The organism is Streptomyces sp. NPDC047917 (assembly GCF_043204345.1).
Classification (GTDB): Bacteria; Actinomycetota; Actinomycetes; order Streptomycetales; family Streptomycetaceae; genus Streptomyces; species Streptomyces sanglieri.
This window is the reverse complement of sequence record NZ_JBIDCA010000007.1, coordinates 136157-150856: the sequence shown is the minus strand read 5'-3', so window position 1 is coordinate 150856 and position 14700 is coordinate 136157. Positions and strand designations below refer to the sequence as shown.

At 72.4% G+C, this 14700-nt stretch carries 11 protein-coding genes and 1 tRNA gene; 5 read left to right on the top strand and 7 right to left on the bottom strand.

Annotated elements, in window-relative coordinates:
* Positions 1–74 precede the first annotated feature (74 nt).
* Positions 75–2666 carry a hypothetical protein gene (locus ACGF8B_RS18470; protein WP_392739561.1) on the bottom strand — a complete coding sequence of 864 codons (2592 nt, stop codon included), beginning with the start codon at positions 2664–2666 and terminating at the stop codon, positions 75–77.
* 276 nt (positions 2667–2942) lie between these two features.
* The gene (locus ACGF8B_RS18465) at positions 2943–3443 is read right to left on the bottom strand and encodes an NUDIX hydrolase (RefSeq protein ID WP_392739559.1); all 501 of its coding nucleotides are present in this window, start codon (positions 3441–3443) and stop codon (positions 2943–2945) included.
* A 500-nt stretch (positions 3444–3943) separates the two neighbouring features.
* On the opposite strand from ACGF8B_RS18465, the gene ACGF8B_RS18460 reads away from it, so the two are divergent.
* The gene (locus ACGF8B_RS18460) at positions 3944–5608 is read left to right on the top strand and encodes a 5-guanidino-2-oxopentanoate decarboxylase (RefSeq protein ID WP_392739557.1); all 1665 of its coding nucleotides are present in this window, start codon (positions 3944–3946) and stop codon (positions 5606–5608) included.
* A complete protein-coding gene (locus ACGF8B_RS18455; protein WP_392739555.1) occupies positions 5605–6837 on the top strand; it encodes a Glu/Leu/Phe/Val dehydrogenase dimerization domain-containing protein in 1233 nt (410 codons plus the stop codon). The genes ACGF8B_RS18460 and ACGF8B_RS18455 overlap by 4 nt, the downstream gene beginning before the upstream one ends.
* A gap of 2 nt (positions 6838–6839) precedes the next feature.
* On the opposite strand, the gene ACGF8B_RS18450 is transcribed toward ACGF8B_RS18455, so the two are convergent.
* The 3 genes from ACGF8B_RS18450 to ACGF8B_RS18440 all read right to left on the bottom strand — a co-directional run bounded on the left by ACGF8B_RS18450 (position 6840) and on the right by ACGF8B_RS18440 (position 9149).
* Positions 6840–7625, bottom strand: coding sequence for a MerR family transcriptional regulator (locus ACGF8B_RS18450; RefSeq protein WP_392739553.1), 786 nt, complete (start codon positions 7623–7625; stop codon positions 6840–6842).
* A 105-nt stretch (positions 7626–7730) separates the two neighbouring features.
* A complete protein-coding gene (locus ACGF8B_RS18445) occupies positions 7731–8894 on the bottom strand; it encodes a serine hydrolase domain-containing protein (protein WP_392739551.1) in 1164 nt (387 codons plus the stop codon).
* Between the two features lie 181 nt (positions 8895–9075).
* Positions 9076–9149, bottom strand: a tRNA-Thr gene (locus tag ACGF8B_RS18440).
* Positions 9150–9327: 178 nt separating this feature from the next.
* On the opposite strand from ACGF8B_RS18440, the gene ACGF8B_RS18435 reads away from it, so the two are divergent.
* The 3 genes from ACGF8B_RS18435 (at position 9328) to ACGF8B_RS18425 (ending at position 11845) form a co-directional block, all read left to right on the top strand.
* Entirely contained in the window at positions 9328–10464 is a 1137-nt protein-coding gene (locus ACGF8B_RS18435; protein WP_392739549.1) for an ABC transporter ATP-binding protein, read from the top strand.
* A 225-nt stretch (positions 10465–10689) separates the two neighbouring features.
* On the top strand, positions 10690–11103 hold the full coding sequence (locus tag ACGF8B_RS18430) for a hypothetical protein (protein WP_124717235.1): 414 nt from the start codon (positions 10690–10692) through the stop codon (positions 11101–11103).
* 34 nt (positions 11104–11137) lie between these two features.
* Positions 11138–11845, top strand: coding sequence for a nucleotidyltransferase family protein (locus tag ACGF8B_RS18425; RefSeq protein ID WP_124717236.1), 708 nt, complete (start codon positions 11138–11140; stop codon positions 11843–11845).
* A gap of 129 nt (positions 11846–11974) precedes the next feature.
* On the opposite strand, the gene ACGF8B_RS18420 is transcribed toward ACGF8B_RS18425, so the two are convergent.
* Together ACGF8B_RS18420 and rlmB are read right to left on the bottom strand one after the other, a co-directional pair.
* A complete protein-coding gene (locus tag ACGF8B_RS18420) occupies positions 11975–13588 on the bottom strand; it encodes a DoxX family membrane protein (protein WP_392739546.1) in 1614 nt (537 codons plus the stop codon).
* Between the two features lie 117 nt (positions 13589–13705).
* A complete protein-coding gene (gene rlmB, locus ACGF8B_RS18415; RefSeq protein ID WP_124717238.1) occupies positions 13706–14662 on the bottom strand; it encodes a 23S rRNA (guanosine(2251)-2'-O)-methyltransferase RlmB in 957 nt (318 codons plus the stop codon).
* Between the last annotated feature and the right edge of the window lie 38 nt (positions 14663–14700).

Genomic DNA, 14700 nt, shown 5'->3' with positions numbered 1-14700 from the left:
CGACGGACGGGCACCCGCCACCGGAGTGGTGGCGGGTGCCCGTGATCGTGCCGGTCAGTTGCGCGGAGCGCCTGTCACGCCGAGTGGCAGAGGCTCTTTCCGTGGCACGGCTTCGGCTTGGAAGGCGGCTTCGGCTTGCACTTCTTGTCGTGCTTGCCGTGGCACGGCTTCGGCTTCGAGGGCGGCTTCGGCTTGCAGTGCTTGCCCTCGCAGGGCTTCTTCCCGACGGAGATGCGGGCCTGGTCCTGGTTGGACCGGACGGCGCCGTTCTCGGCCGTGGCCTCCGCGCGGTTGACGACCCCGCCGCGCTTCGCGTCGGCGGCCGTGACCCGGTAGGTGCCGGTGCAGGTGGTGCTGTCACCGGACTGCCCGGCCGGGGCGAGCGTGGTCGCCTCGCAGGTCACGCCCGTCACCCGGTCGTCGGTGACCGAGATCCCCGTCAGCTCCCGGGAGCCGGTGTTGGTGACGGTGTAGGTGTACGTCACCTTGTCGCCCACCCTGTACGTGCGCGAGTCGTCCACCGTCTTGGCGAGCCGCAGCCCGGGCTCGGTCTCGGGTTCGGTGCGCAGGGTGACGTCGTCGGGCTCCGACTGCACATCCGTGCGGCCGAACTGCCCATGCGCGAAGGCCACGTTGACGATCGTGCCCCGCGCGACATCCGCCTCGGTGACGGTGTAGCGGCCGACGCAGGTGGTGACGGCCCCCGGGGCCAGCGTGGCCGCCTGGCAGGTCACGCCCGGGACGAGGTCGTCGGTGACTCCGACATTGGTCAGCGTCGCGTTGCCGTTGTTGGTGACGGTGTAGGTGTACGTCACCTCGTCGCCGACCCGGTACACGCGGTCCTCGGCCGACTTCGTCAGATGCAGGCTCAGCTCGGAGGCGACCAGCACCGTCACCTCGTCGGGCTCCGACTTCACCGGCACGCCTCCGGACTGCCCGTGCGCGGTGGCGACGTTGGTGACCGACTCGTGCTCCGCGTCCGCCTCCGTGATCACGTATGTGCCGTGGCAGGTGGTGCTTGAGCCGGGCTGCCCGGCCGGGGCGAGCATGCGCGAATCGCAGGTCACCGCTGCCGCCCGGTCGTCGGTGACCGTGAGGTCCGTCAGCGCCTGGGGGCCGGTGTTGGTGACGGTGTACGTGTACGCCACCTCGTCGCCGACCTCGTACACCCGGGTGTCGTCAGCCGACTTCTCCAGCCGGACCCCGGGCCCGGCCTGGACCTCCAGGGTCACTTCGTCGGGTGGCGAATCGACCTGGGTGCCGTTGTCACGCCCGTGCGCGGTGGCGGTGTTGGTGACCGAACCGGCCGTACCGTCCGCCTCGGTGACGGTGTAGCTGCCGGTGCAGGTCATCGTCTCGCCCACGGCCAGCGTGTTCTTCGGGCACATGATGCCGGCGACCCGGTCGTCGGTCACGTGCACGTTCGTCAGCGGGACGTTGCCGCTGTTGGTCACCACATACTCGTAGGGCACCTTGGTGCCCGGCGTCAGCGGGGTCGGCAGCGGCGGTTCCTGGGAGACCTGCTTGACCAGGTTGAGCCGGGGCAGCGCGGCAGCCGGGTGGACGGTGAGATTCCGGATGAGGTGGACGTCGGTGAACAGCCCGGTCGACGCGGCGAAGCCGAACTTGTAGGTGCTGGGCACCGGCTGGGGTGCCGGGGTGGACAGCACCTGCTGGGTTCCGTTGCCGTCGTGGAAGTCGATCGAGACCGTGATCACCGGGTTCGGTGCCGGGGAGACCTCGACGGTCACCGTGCGGCGCGAGGGCTCCAGCAGCGCTTCGGCCTCCTGGGGGGTGGAGGTCGGCGGCACCGAGGTGGTCGGTCCCTGCAACTGCCCCGGGAGCGTGGAGGGCCATGGCCCGGTGGTCGAGAAGTTGCTGGTGGTCGCATCGAGGAAGCAGTAGCCCTCGGTGCCGTCGCCCGGCCCGCGCAGCGTCACCATGTTCGCGCCGGGCGCCGGGATCCGGAAGGACGTACCGGCCGGTGAGCGGGTGGCACAGCCGTTGCCGCGGTGCTCCCAGTCACCGAAGTAGTTGCCGAGGACGTCCAGCCCGACGCCCAGGTAGCCCCGGTTGACGCCCGGCAGGAAGGTCTCGCCCGGGTTGTCGTCGGGGAGCTTCTGCGCGTAGCCCAGGCTGCCGCCGAAGGCTCCGGGCGAGGTCAGCGACGCGGCTCCGTCGATGAGGAAGAACGAGATGCCGTCGGCCGGTGGGTTGGTGTTGCCGCCGTACTGCCACTGCTCGAAGGTGGTGACCAGCCCCTGGTTGGCCGGGAGCGCGTGGTTGTAGAGCACGGCGGCGGACTGGTCGTTGGACGCGTCGGTCAGCCGGAGGTAGCCGTGCGGCGCAGCGTTGTTCGGCGGTACGGGGCCGGTCGCGCCGGACGGGCAGCCGGTGAGCGGATGGGTGCCGGGGCCGGGCGCCGGGGCCTCGGGCGCGCCGGTCAGGCAGGCGGGCCCGAACGCCTCGAACTCCGCGTTCGCGTCGGCCCCGGTGAACGTCTCGTCCACCAGCGGAACCCCCACGGGCTGCGCGGCGGCCGCCTGCCCCGGCAGCCCCAGCCCCGCCGCCAGCAGCCCGAGCACACCGAGCCCGCCGGCGGCCCAACGTCCCAGCCTGTTCTGCCCGCGTCTTCTTCCCGGGGCACGGAAGTCTCTCAGCGTCATGCGGGGAACGTAGGGATTCCTTCCGGCCGCCGGACGCAACACGCTCCGGAGCCGCCGCCTGCCCTCCCACCGGCGTACGCATCAGAGTTACGGCCATCGGCCGGCCGTGGACTTCGGGGACGGGGAGGTACTGGCACAGCGAGGAGCCGAGAGGTTCACGCACCGGACCCGAGGTCCGCCAGTACCTCCCCGGTCACGTGCCGCGAACGGACGGCGAGCCGGGGATGCCGTTTCCCACACCGAGGCCCGCCTCGGCGCCCCGTCCCGGCGCCCGCCTCAGCGACCCGGCCCCGTGCCCGGCAACTGCCCGTCCCCCCGACCGCCGGTCACACCGAGCGCGTCGATCATGCCGAGTCCGTCGATCATGCCGAGCGCGTCGATCGTGGCCGGGGACAGCGTCGAACCGTCCAGTCCGGCCAACGGCATCCAGGCGACGGCGCTCGTCGAGTCATCGGCCCTGGTGACCGTCGGCGGGCCGGGCCTGAGCTCGACGCGGTAGAAGAGCCCCACCAGATTCCAGTCGATCCCGAGCCGGTGGGCCGTGTACGCCCGCGCGTCCACCAGCCGGGCGCCGAGGAGACCGAGGCCGGTCTCCTCGTACAGCTCACGCTCCAGTGCCTCCCGCGGCTGCTCACCCGGGTCGATCCCGCCACCGGGCAGGTGCCAGAGGCCGGGCTCGAAGACCGGGGAGGCCGCGGAGAGCCGGGTCAGCAGCAACTGCTCCCGCACGGTGGCGATCGCGTACGCCGACACGCGCGAACGGACTTGGCTCCCCACGGCACCTCCGGTCTCCGGGCCCTCGAACTGGCCCGGCCGGTAAGCACGTTAAGCGAATCCGCCCCTTTGTGCGACCGCGCGTCGTCATTTCCGCGTACGCCCGCCCGCCCGCACAGCACGGGACGGCCGGTGCGCGGGTGCCCTGCGCCGCCCCCGGCCGGCCCCGGTCCCCGGCGGGGCCGGCCTCGCCTGCCCGGGCCGCGATCCGATGCCGCTCCCCGGACGACCGGCCGCTCTGTTCACCACCGTCGGCTTCCCGGAACCGAGCCGCGCAACCGACACCGCCATGACGTACGCCGTCGGCGCCGACGCCACCGAGGCGGCCCGGCCCACCGCCTCGCCGCCTCCTCCGCCCCCTCGCCGCCTCCTCCGCCCCCTCTGCGGCCATCCCCCGACAACTGAACAAATGTTCAGTACTCGCGCGCATTGACAGGGGTGTCCACCACTCCAAATACTGACTGCTCATTCAGTAAGGAGCCCACGCAGTGCCTGGAGCCACCATGTCGGATCCCCCCGCCGCCACCACCTCCCCCACCCTGATCACCGGCGGAGAGGCCCTGGTCCGGGCACTCGCCGCACACGGCGTGACCAGGGCGTTCGGTATTCCCGGCACCCACAACCTGGAGATCTACCGGCACCTGGCCGCGCACCGGATCGAGCACCTCAACCCCCGCCACGAGCAGGGCGCGGGCTACGCCGCCGACGCCTACGCCCGGGTCAGCGGCCGGCCCGGCGTGGCGATCACCACCACCGGACCGGCCCTGCTGAACATCGCCGCCGCCGTCGGCCAGGCGTACTCCGACAGCGTCCCGCTGCTCGTCGTCTCACCGGGCATGCCGCTGCGCCACCCCCGGCAGTCGACCGGCCTGCTGCACGAGATGCGCAGCCAGACCGAGGCGCTGCGGGGCGTCGCGGCCGTCAGCCACCGGGTGTCCTCGGCCGAGGAGATCGGCGTGGCGGTCGCCCGCGCCTTCACCCTCTTCCGTACGCGGCGCCCCCGCCCCGTGCACATCGAGGTCCCGCTGGACCTGCTCACCGCCGCGGAACCGGCCGGGCCGGTACGCACCGCCCCGCCGGTCTCCCCCGCGACGGCGGACCCGGACGCCCTCGCGGCGGCCGCCGGGGCGCTGCGCTCGGCGGACCGGCCCGTGATCGTGCTCGGCGGCGGTGCGCGCGGCGCCGCCGCCGAGTGCCTGCGGCTGGCCGAACAGCTGGGCGCGCCCGTGGTGACCTCCGCCAACGGCAAGGGGATCGTCGCGGAGACCCACCCGCTCTCGCTCGGCGTCTCGCTGCACAGCCGGGCCGTCCGGCGCCGGCTGGCCGAGTGCGACGTGCTGCTCGCCGTCGGCACGGAACTCGCCGAGTCCGACCTGTGGGAGCCCCTGCCCGCGCTCACCGGCACGCTCGTGCGGGCCGACATCGACCCGGCCCCGATGTACGCGGGACCACCCGCGGACATCCCCCTGCTCGGCGACGCCCGCCACACCGTGCGCGCCCTCCTCGACGCCCTGCCGAACGTCCCGGCGCCCGCCGACGACACCGTCCACCGGGCCGTCGCCGCACTGCGCGAGGAGCGGAACGCCGAGACCCGTAGCGAGGACGCGCACCTGCTGCCGTACCTGGCGGCCATCAGGGCGGTGCTCCCGGCGGACACGGTGCTCACCTCCGACAGCGCCCAGTGCTGCTACTACGGCGCGATCCCGCACCTGCCCGTCGCCCCCGAGGGCCGCTATCTGCACCCGACGGGCTTCGGCACGCTCGGCTACGCGCTGCCCGCCGCCATCGGCGCGAAGACCGCGGATCCCACCCGCCCGGTCGTCGCCCTGAGCGGCGACGGCGGCCTCCAGTTCTCCGTACAGGAACTGGCCACCGCCGTACAGCTGCGGCTCCCCCTGCCCGTCGTGGTCTTCGACAACGGCGGCTACGGCGAGATCCGCGACGAGATGGTGTCCCGCGGCGACCGCCCCACCGCGGTCGACCTGCCACCGGTCGACCTGCCCGCCCTGGCCCGCGCCTACGGCGGCCACGGCGTACGGGCCGACTCGCCCGAGGCACTCGCCGCGGCACTGCGCCACGCCCTGGACACCCCCGGCCCCACCCTCATCACCGTCCCCCTCCCCCTCACCCCCGTCCCCGTCCACGTCCCCGAGGAGCTCCCCCGATGACCGCCACCGCCTCCGCCGCCCCCGCCACAACCGCCCCTCCCCTGATCTCCCTCACCTGGACCGACCAGGAGACCGGGCGCCAGGGACACCTGGTCATCGACCGCCTGGTGCGCGGCGTCTCCAGCGGCGGACTGCGGATGCGCTCCGGCTGCACGCTGGAGGAGGTCACCGGCCTGGCCCGCGGCATGACGATGAAGGAGGCACTGCACTACGACCCGCGGGGCCGCTACATCCCGCTCGGCGGCGCCAAGGGCGGCATCGACTGCGACCCGCGCGACCCCGCCGCCTACGGCGTCCTCGTCCGCTACCTGCGCGCCGTGCGCCCCTACATCGAGCACTTCTGGACCACCGGCGAGGACCTCGGCCTCACCCAGGACCTGGTCGACCGGGCGGCCGCCGAGGCGGGCCTGGTCTCGTCCATCCAGGCGGTCTACCCGCTCCTGGACGACGAGGAGGCCGCCCGGCGGCGCCTCGCCGACGCGTTCGCCATCGACGTGGACGGCATCGGCCTGGACGAGCTGGTGGGCGGCTGCGGCGTCGCCGAATCGGTGCTCACCGCCCTGGACCGGGCCGGCGTCGCCCACCGGGACACCCGTGTCGCGGTGCAGGGCCTCGGCACCATGGGCGGCGCCACCGCCCGCTTCCTGGCCCGCGCCGGGCTGCGCGTCGTCGCCGTCGCCGACATCAAGGGCACCGTCGCCAACCCCGCCGGCCTCGACGTCGAGGCGCTGCTCGCCGCCCGCGACGGCCACGGCACCGTGGACCGCGCCGCCCTGCGCGCCGAGGACCACGAGCTCCCGGCCGACGCCTGGCTGACCGCCGACGCCGAGGTACTGGTGCCGGCCGCCGTCTCGTACGCCGTGGACGCCACCAACCAGGCGGGCATCACCGCCCGTTGGATCGTCGAGGCCGCCAACATGCCGGTGGTGCCGGAGGCGGAGACACTGCTGGCCGCCCGCGGCATCACCGTACTGCCGGACGTCGTCGTCAACTCCGGTACGAACGCCTGGTGGTGGTGGACCCTGTTCGGCGACATCGGCGCCGACGCCGACGAGGCGTTCGCGTACACCCGCCGGTCGATGCGCGCACTGGTCGACCAGATGCTGTCCCGCGCCGAGGCCGAGAACAGCACCCCCAGGGCCGCCGCGCACGCCCTGGCCGCCGACCGGCTGCCGATCGTCACCGAACGCTTCGGACAGTTCCGCGAACGGTCCGGATACGACAACTGAGGTCAGCGGGGGCGCGGTCCGGGGATACGGACACCGGCGGCGCGGAGCCCGGCCTCGACGAGCGCGACCAGCCGGGCCGACGCCGGCGCCTCTTCCCCGCCGTGGTGGGCGATCATCTCGTACCGGGTGGCGGACTCGGTACGGGCCTGCAGGCCGGTCACGATCCTGAGCTGTGCGGGGTCGGCGAGGTAGTGGTCGACCATGGCGGTGGCGAGTTCGGCGATGCGGGGGTCGTCGGGATCCCAGGCCGCGGATTCGGCGGCGCGCCTGCTCAAGGCGACGAACCGGGGGTCCCGCAGAGCCTGTTCGACATGGGCGAGGTGGTCGTCGAAGCCCTCGGGCACCAGGGCCCGGGCGAGCACCAGCCCCTCCCGGGCGGCCGCCACCTCGTCCGCGGTGAAGCCGAGGCCGGACATCCGCTCCAGCAACGCCACGGCGCGATCGGGCAGCAGCGCCCGGTTGCCGTCGCCGAGCCGGTGCAGCGTGTCACGCCGCGCAGTCAACTCCTCTATCTTCTCAGTGAGTTGACCTTCGACATCGACGAGCGCGGCGGCGAACCGCGTGGCGTCGGCATCGAGCAGCGGCCCGATCTCGGCCAGCGGGACCCCGGCGGCGGCCAGCGTGCGGGCCTGCACCAGGCGCAACAGGTCGGCCGAGCCGTACCGTCGATAGCCGGAGCTGTCGCGCTCCGGCTCCTCGACCAGGCCGAGCTTGTGGTAGTGCCGCACCGTCTTCACCGTGACGCCGACGAAGGCCGCCGCCTGCCCGATCGTGACTCCATTGCTCATCCGCCAAGCCTGCCTCGCGCTTCGGCCCGGTGTGGCGCGGATGCGCGTGCCGCCCGCCGCGAGTCCGTGAGGAAACACCTCTCCGGGCTTACGGAGCACCGGTGTTCAGCCCGCCGGCCGGGCCGGATCGGCCGCCCCGTCACAGAACACCTCGTCCACGAGCCGCTGCGTGGCCCGCTGGAATGCCGCGGCCTGCGACAGCGCGGCATCGTCCACGTAGTTCAGCGTGCCGGTCATGGTCCGGCTCCCGTCGGGTGTGCTGTACATCAGCGCCGCATGGCCGGCGGCGCCGCCGTTGTGGGTGATGACGGTGCCCCCACGGCCCGTGTCCTGCACGAACACCCCCAGGCCGTACTCCATGCCCGGGATGGGCGTCGGGTGCGGCGTGCACATCTCGGCCAGCAGCCCGGCCGGCAGGAGCCTGCCGCTCACCAGCGCGGAGATGAACGTGTGCAGGTCCCGGGAGGTCGAGATCATGTCGCCCCCGCTGGAGATCCAGGAGGGATTCAGGCTGGTGACGTCGACCGTCCGCTCCTCACCGGCGTCCTCGTACCGGTAGTAGGCGTGGGCGTGCGGCTCCGCGACCTCCGTCCCGGTGGTGGGCACCGCGGTGCCCGACAGACCGAGCGGCTCCAGGATCAGCCGCCGCATCTCCTCGGTGACCGAGCGGCCGGTGACCTGCTCGATCAGCAGCCTGGCCAGCACGTAGTTGGTGTTGGAGTAGCTCCAGTCCGCGCCCGGCTCGAACCGCGCCGGCCTGGACAGCGCCAGCCGCGCCAGCTCCGCCGGCCGATAGGTCCTGAAACGGTTGTCCACCCACTCCTTGCCCGCGGTGGTGGCCGGGATCCCCGCGACCACCGTCCCGTCCTCGTAGTACTCGCCGGTGAAGTTGAAGATCCCGCTGGTGTGCTGGAGCAGCATCCGCACCGTGACCCGCCCGTCCACCCCGAGCTCGGGCAGATATCCGGCCACCGGGGCGTCCAGCCCGACCCCGCCCTCGGCCACCAGCCGCAGCACCAGGGCCGCGATGAAGGTCTTGGTACTGCTGCCGATCCGGACGTGCCCGTCCACCGGCGGCTTCTCGGCCCCGCCCAGCTCGCTCACCCCGGCACTGCCGACCCACTCGCCCCGCTCGTCGTGCACGCGCAGCGTGATCCCGGTGATACCCGAACCGACGATCTCCTCCAGGGCTTTCCGAAGCCCCGGCCGCTCCCGCCCGGCAGCATCGTCGAGCGTGCTCTTGTCCTGGCCGGAAAGGTTGATGGACATGGTGGTTGCTCCCCTTGGATCCGCCGTACCCGGATCGGCACCCGTAGCGGTCTGCCGATGCGCCGAGCGTCCACCCTGACCCGAGGTCAACCTCAACCGTGATCCGGCTCACACCCGCGGAGTCCGGCCGCAGAACACCAGAAGGCCCAGGTCAGATGCGCTCTGTCCTGGGCCTTCGCGGAGCCCCCTGTCGGATTCGAACCGACGACCTACGCATTACAAGTGCGTTGCTCTGGCCAACTGAGCTAAGGAGGCGTGCCGGAGCAGTGTAACCAACGCCGCACCCGCGCGGTCCCGGAATTTCGCGGGCGTCGAACTACTGACAGATTCGAAATGGCCAGGTAGCGTCGCTGAAGGTTCATCCAAGTGGACCAGACCACTCCCGCACTCGGATCGTCCGGCACGTTCCTGCCGGTGGAGGAGAAGATCCAGCATGGCCAGTGTCACGTTCGACAAGGCGTCCCGCGTCTACCCCGGCTCCACGAAGCCGGCCGTGGACCAGCTTGAGATCGACATCGCGGACGGTGAGTTCCTCGTCCTCGTCGGTCCTTCCGGTTGTGGCAAGTCGACCTCCCTGCGCATGCTCGCGGGTCTTGAGGACGTCAACGGCGGCGCGATCCGCATCGGTGACCGCGACGTCACGCACCTGCCCCCGAAGGATCGGGACATCGCCATGGTGTTCCAGAACTACGCGCTGTACCCGCACATGACCGTCGCGGACAACATGGGCTTCGCGCTCAAGATCGCCGGTGTCAACAAGACCGAGATCCGGGCGAAGGTCGAAGAGGCCGCCAAGATGCTGGACCTCACCGAGTACCTGGACCGCAAGCCGAAGGCGCTCTCCGGTGGTCAGCGCCAGCGTGTCGCGATGGGCCGTGCCATCGTCCGTGAGCCGCAGGTCTTCCTCATGGACGAGCCGCTGTCGAACCTCGACGCCAAGCTCCGTGTCTCCACCCGTACGCAGATCGCCTCGCTCCAGCGCCGTCTGGGCATCACGACCGTGTACGTCACGCACGACCAGGTCGAGGCCCTCACCATGGGCGACCGGGTCGCGGTCCTCAAGGACGGTCTGCTCCAGCAGGTCGACTCGCCGCGCAACATGTACGACAAGCCGGCGAACCTCTTCGTGGCCGGCTTCATCGGCTCCCCCGCCATGAACCTGGTCGAGGTCCCGATCACCGACGGCGGTGTGAAGTTCGGCAACAGCGTCGTCCCGGTCTCCCGCGAGGCGCTCACCGCCGCCGCGGACCGTGGTGACACGACCGTCACGGTCGGCATCCGCCCGGAGCACTTCGACATCGTCGAGCACGGCGGCGCCGCCGCGAAGTCCCTCTCGAAGGACAGCGCCGACGCCCCGGCCGGTCTGGCCGTCTCGGTCAACGTCGTCGAGGAGCTCGGCGCCGACGGCTTCGTCTACGGCGCCGCCGAGGTCGGTGGCGAGCACAAGGACCTGGTCGTCCGCGTCGGCGGCCGCGCCGTCCCGGAGAAGGGCACCAAGCTGCACGTCGTGCCGCGCCCGGACGAGCTGCACGTCTTCGCGACGTCGACGGGTGAGCGTCTCACCGCCTGACACACCCGCACAGCCGCACCACAACGGCCCCGCACGTTCTTCGTGCGGGGCCGTTCGCGCGCCACGGGACGCCCGGGGGTTTGGACCCGTACGGCGCCGGATTCCCCGGCACACCGGTCATTTCGGCCCCGTTCGTCAACACCGAATTCGAAAAACACCCTCGAACCATCCCTCGCAAGAGTGACGAATTGTCGCCATATCATCACTGCCCGCTACGCTCGCTGCGTGACCCACACCGCGCGCCGCATCGGCCGATCCCTCGCCTTCGTCCTGCCCGTCGTGATGGTCCTCTCCGGGACCCTCGCCGTCACCAGCGTGCCGTGGGCAGCGCACGGCTCCGAGCCGCAGGTGCTGACCGCGTCGGCCCACGACATCTCCAAGCGCGCCAAGACGCGCACCCCGCAGGACGCCCTTCGCGACCGGCTGCTCCTGGAGCTCCGGGAGAAGGACCCGACGGTCGCGCTCACCGACCTCCAGCGCTCCGTCGAGGGCCGCCCCTCGCTCGCCCGGCACTGCATGTCGATCGCCAAGGCCCTGGGCCGCGCCGCCGTGGAGAAGTACGGCCCCACCCACGCCCACCGCTTCTCGCGCCCCGTCTGCGACACGTCCTTCGCCTCGGGCGTCGCCCAGTTCAGCTGACCGACCGCTCCGGGCACGGCATATCGTGCCTGGCATGCATACGTATCCGACGCAGGCCGTGGTCCTGGCAGGTGGCCAGGGGTCGCGGCTGCGCCCGTACACCGACGACCGCCCCAAGCCGATGGTCGAGATCCCGGGCACCGGGACGCCGATCATCGGCCATCAGCTTTCCTGGCTGGCCGCCGAAGGCGTGACCGACGCCGTCGTGTCGTGCGGTCATCTCGCCGAGGTGCTGCAGGAGTGGCTGGACTCGGCGGTGCTGCCACTGCGCGTGACGACCGTCGTGGAGTCCGAGCCGCTGGGCCGCGGTGGCGGGCTGAAGTACGCCGCCGCCCGGCTCCCCGACCCCGAACAGCCCTGGTACGCCACCAACGGCGACATCTGGACGCGCTTCTCGCTGCGCGAGATGGCCGCGTTCCACACCGAACGCGATGCGACCGCCACCCTGGCCCTGGCCCGTCCCCGCATCCCCTGGGGTGCCGTGGAGACCGACGCGTTCGGGCACATCACCGACTTCATCGAGTCGCCGCCGTCGCCGTATCTGATCAACGCCGGCGTGTACGTCTTCTCCCCGGAATTCACCACACTGCTGCCGGACCTGGGCGACCACGAGCGGACGACGTTCCCCCGGCTGGCCCGCGAACGCAGGCTGGCCGGGTACCCGCTCCCGCACGGCGCCTACTGGCGGGCGATCGACACGGCGAAGGACCTCACCGAGGCCGCCAAGGAGCTCGGGCAGTAGGACCGGCCTTCGAAGCAGTAGGACCGGCCTTCGAAGCGGAAGGGGCGGTCACCGGTACGGGATACCGGTGACCGCCCCTTCCGTCTGTACGAGCCGTCTCGTACGGGCCGTCCTGTACGGGCCTGCGGCTCAGCCGAGCAGGCCGCCGATGGGGTTCTGTCCGCCGCCCGACGTGCCGCCGGAGGCACCGTCGCCGTCCGATCCGCCGGTGGAGCCGCCGCCCGTACCGGTGGAACCGGACGACGACGGGCCGGAACTGCTGGACGGGGGCGGCTGCGGGGCCGTCTGCTGCGGGACCTGCCGGCCGGTGCCCTGCGTCTGGCTGGGCTGGCCGGCGCCGGCCGCCTGACCGGACTCGCGGACGGTGCCCGCGGCGGGCGTGGACGGCGTGGTGGACGGCGTCGTGGCGGCGCTGCTCCGGGACGGCACGGGGCGCTGCCCCTCCGGGGAGTGCGAGGCCCGGCCGCTGCGGGACTCCTGCGGGAGCGGGGAGCCGGGGAGCTGGTTGGTCGGGTCGGTGTTCGGGCCGGGCACGGTGACCACCCCGGAGGACCGGACCGCGCCACCGAGCACCGCACCCACCAGCAGGGTGAGACCGACGACGACGGAGGCGACCACGGCGCCCCGGCGCAGCACCCGGCGGCGCAGGTCCCAGATCGCCGAGCGCGGGCCGAGCCTGCGCCAGGCCTCACCGGCGAGCCGCCCGTCGACGGAGTAGACGGGCGCGCCCGCGATGATCAGCGGGCTCCAGGCGGCGAGGTAGATGATGTCGGGCGCGTCGTAGGCGGCGACGGTGCGCCAGCTCACGGTGACCAGCAGGGCGGCGGACAGCAGCGCGCCGAACGCGGCGGCGACCCGCTGCCAGAGGCCGAGGACGGTGAGGACGCCGACGACGACCTGGAGGAAGGCGACGGTGAGTCCGGCGCCGACGGGGTGGGAGAGCGCGAAGTCGCGCAGCGGCTCGGCCATCGCCCAGGGGTGCAGCGAGTTCAGCCACTTGACCATGGAACCGCGGTCGCCGCCGTCGAAGTAGACCGGGTCGCACAGCTTGCCCATGCCGGCGTAGATGGAGATGAAGCCGAGGAAGACGCGCAGCGGGAGCAGCACGACGCCGAGGTTCATCCGGCGGCCGGGGTAGTACGCGTGCCGGACCGAGTCGCTGTTCTGGCGCCCGCTCCGGGCCTCGTTCTCCTCGTCGAACCCGTCCTCGTCGTCGTACGCCTGCCGTGCGTACCGCGCGCCGTCGTCGTCGAAGGCGCCGACCGCCCGGCGCATGGGCGGCAGCAGCGGCCCGTTGCCGTAGCGGTCCGGCTGGTGGGGGGCGGTGACGACAGGGTTGGGCTGGGTCTCGTCGAGGAGGTCGATGACCTGGGTGCCGGCCGTGCCGGGCCCGCCGTCGCGCGCCGGGACCGCGTAGGGGTCGTACCCGGCCGGGGCGGGGCGGCCCGCGGTGGAGTTCCGCACGGCCTGGAGGAGCCCGGTGGCGCCGGGGTCGCCGGGGGCGGACCTGCCGCTCCACACGACGGGCGAGCGCCTGCCGCGGGCCGCTCCTGCGCCGCTCATGGCGGGGATCCTGGGCGCGCCGGCGGGGGCCAGACCGCGCAGCCGCGGGCGCTGGCCCGGTGCGAGCTGCACCCGGAAGCTGGCGTGGTTGACGATGACCTGCGCAGGGTCGCAGTCCACCTTGGTCATGCTCAGGGCGGGTTGTTCGTCGAACCGAGGCGTTCTGGTGTCCACACTCATCTAACCGAGTGATCTGTGTTTAGGACACTGCCTTGACGGGCCCGATGTGTCCGAGGCCCGTCAATGGGCTCCGGCGGGGGGAGGCTCCACTCGGCCGCCCCCCGGCCGGGTGGACTTTCAGGCCCGGCGCCGCGCGACCTCGTACAGCACGATCCCGGCCGCGACACCCGCGTTCAGCGACTCCGCGCCGCCCGGCATCGAGATGCGGACCCGGTAGTCGCAGGTCTCGCCGACCAGGCGGCCGAGGCCCTTGCCCTCGCTGCCGATGACGATGACGACGGGTCCGGCGAGCTCCGCCAGGTCCTCGACGGTGTGCTCGCCGTCGGCGGCCAGGCCGACGACCGTGAGGCCGGCCTTCTGGTAGCCCTCCAGGGCCCGGGTCAGGTTGGTCACCCGGGAGACCGGCGTACGGGCGGCCGTACCGGCCGAGGACTTCCAGGCGCCCGCCGTCATCCCGGCCGCACGCCGCTCGGGCACGACCACGCCGTGGCCGCCGAACGCGGAGACGGAACGGACGATCGCGCCCAGGTTGCGCGGGTCGGTGACACCGTCGAGGGCCACGATCAGCGGGTCCTCGCCGTTGTCGTACGCGGCGGCGGTGAGGTCCTCGGGGTGCGCGTACTCGTACGGCGGGACCTGGAGGACGAGGCCCTGGTGGTTCAGGCCGTTCGTCATCCGGTCCAGCTCGGGGCGCGGGGCCTCCATCAGGTTGATGTTGCCGCGCGCGCCGGCCAGCTGGAGCGCCTCGCGGACCCGCTCGTCGTTGTCGATGTACTGCTGGACGTACAGGGTCGTCGCCGGTACGCCGTCGCGCAGGGCCTCGTAGACCGGGTTGCGGCCGACGACCATCTCGGACGTGCCCTTGACGCCGCCGCGCCGGGGGGCGGGGCGGCGGTTGGCGGCCTGCTTGGCCTTGGCGGTCGCGATGCGGTTCTTCTTGTGCTTCTTGCGGGCCTCGGCGGGCGGCGTCGGGCCCTTGCCTTCGAGGCCACGGCGCCGCTGCCCGCCGCTGCCGACCTGCATGCCCTTCTTGTTGGACGTGCGGCGGTTCCTGCGCTGGCTGTTCCCGGCCATGACCTACCTGTTTCGTTGCTTCTCAGACATGCGTACGT